This window comes from Rhabdothermincola sediminis, assembly GCF_014805525.1.
Lineage (GTDB): Bacteria > Actinomycetota > Acidimicrobiia > Acidimicrobiales > Acidimicrobilacustridaceae > Rhabdothermincola > Rhabdothermincola sediminis.
Genome location: NZ_JACFSZ010000041.1, coordinates 1 through 1,810 on the forward strand (window position 1 = coordinate 1; position 1,810 = coordinate 1,810).

General features: G+C 65.3%; 2 protein-coding genes and 1 CRISPR repeat array. Both genes read right to left on the reverse strand.

Annotation, left to right across the window (positions count from 1 at the left end; translation table 11 throughout):
* The first annotated feature begins 162 nt into the window (after window positions 1-162).
* Window positions 163-639: direct repeats of the CRISPR family, unit length 36 nt; unit sequence GTCACCCGCCGGTGAAACGGCGGGCTCCATTGCGGC.
* Between the two features lie 30 nt (window positions 640-669).
* Window positions 670-984 (reverse strand): CRISPR-associated endonuclease Cas2, encoded by a 315-nt coding sequence (cas2, locus tag HZF19_RS16055; protein WP_208029806.1) that lies wholly within the window; start codon window positions 982-984, stop codon window positions 670-672.
* Between the two features lie 82 nt (window positions 985-1,066).
* The coding region (gene cas1 / locus HZF19_RS16060) for a CRISPR-associated endonuclease Cas1 (protein ID WP_208029807.1) at window positions 1,067-1,810 on the reverse strand (744 nt) is incomplete at its 5' end.

Genomic DNA, 1,810 nt, shown 5'->3' on the forward strand with positions numbered 1-1,810 from the left:
TACGCCGCGTCGCGTACGGGTTCACCAACCACGCCAACTTCGAAGCCCGAGGCATCCTCGCCTGCCCCGCCATACGATCATCACCACCGAGACCAGCCACCCTCACCCCATGAAACCGCGCAGTCTCGAGAACTCAGCTGTTGACCCGCGACTCTTGACGCAGTCACCCGCCGGTGAAACGGCGGGCTCCATTGCGGCCTCGTCGATGCGGCCGGCTCCGAGGTAGACGATCGCCGGTCACCCGCCGGTGAAACGGCGGGCTCCATTGCGGCAACGCGGCCGGTGACGATGACACGGTTTCCAGCCCGGGTCACCCGCCGGTGAAACGGCGGGCTCCATTGCGGCGTCCTACCGTTGGCATGCCGCCTGGCATCGGGAGACGTCACCCGCCGGTGAAACGGCGGGCTCCATTGCGGCGATGGCTAAGAGTCGTGGCCGGGGTCGGGTAGCAGCGGGTCACCCGCCGGTGAAACGGCGGGCTCCATTGCGGCGCTGACCGGCCGATCCTGACCCGCGCATCCGACACAGACGTCACCCGCCGGTGAAACGGCGGGCTCCATTGCGGCCTTTCTCGGGGGCCGCCGATCGGCCCCCCTCCAACCAGTCACCCGCCGGTGAAACGGCGGGCTCCACAGACCCACGCGAAGGGCCGGTTTGGTCGCATCAGACTCAGACGATGTCCACACCTCCAGTTGGAAGATCGGGAGGAGCGCCAAGAAATCTGAAGCAGGAGGTACCCCTCCCCCCCGGATCCCCCAGATCCACGATCATCACCCGATCCACGAATGGCTCGATCAGGTCCTCGAGATCCCAGATCATCCGGATGCGTTCCTGTTCCGACAGGTCGCAGACGAACACGGAGTACTGCATGCGGCGGCCGTAACCGTTGAGCGTGTTGAACACCCGTGTCCGTCGACCATCATCGGTGATGTCATACGCGACGAGGTGCCGTCGCCGACCGAAGGTCGCGACTCGTCTTGTCAACTGCCACCTACCTGATCAATCAGCGTGCTCCGTAAACCACCCCCGCCGTGACCCCGGCCCCTGACACCCGCTCCGATCCAGGTCATCGCGTCATAAAGCCCGTGTATTCGGGAACCTCGCCGGTCAGGTGGGCTGCCAGCAGCCGGGACTGAACCTCGAGCACCCGTCGGTAGCTGACCTTGTAGCCGAAGACGGGATGCCTGATCCTCTGATCGAGCCGGCGTTCGTAGGCCGCCAACACCTTCCGCCGCCCCGTTGCGGTCAGGGACACTCCGCCAGCGCGTACGACGAAATCGGTCTTCCGAATCTCCCCGTTGTTGATGAGATTGATCGTCACACTCTCTGCGATCAGCGGTCTGAACTCCTCGGCGAGATCGAGGGCGAGCGCTGGCCGGCCGAAGCGTGGACGGTGGAAAAAGCCCAGGTACGGGTCGAACCCCACCGTGAAGAGGGTGACGGTCAGCTCCTTCACGAGAAGGCCGTACAGGTACGACAACAGGCAGTTGACCGGGTCCAGGGGCGGGCGCCGGTTCCGATTCGAGAAGGCGAACGGCGCGCCCACGGATGCGAGCTCGTCCCGAAGCATCGCTGCGAACGACCCGAAATACGTCCGGGCAGCCGCACCCTCCACCCCCAACAACCCACCGTAGGAGGTCGCCTTGGTCGCTTCTTCCGCAGCGGCGCGGAGCCGATCGATCGGAGACTGCGCGGTTTCATGGGGTGAGGGTGGCTGGTCTCGGTGGTGATGATCGTATGGCGGGGCAGGCGAGGATGCCTCGGGCTTCGAAGTTGGCGTGGTTGGTGAACCCGTACGCGACGCGGCGTA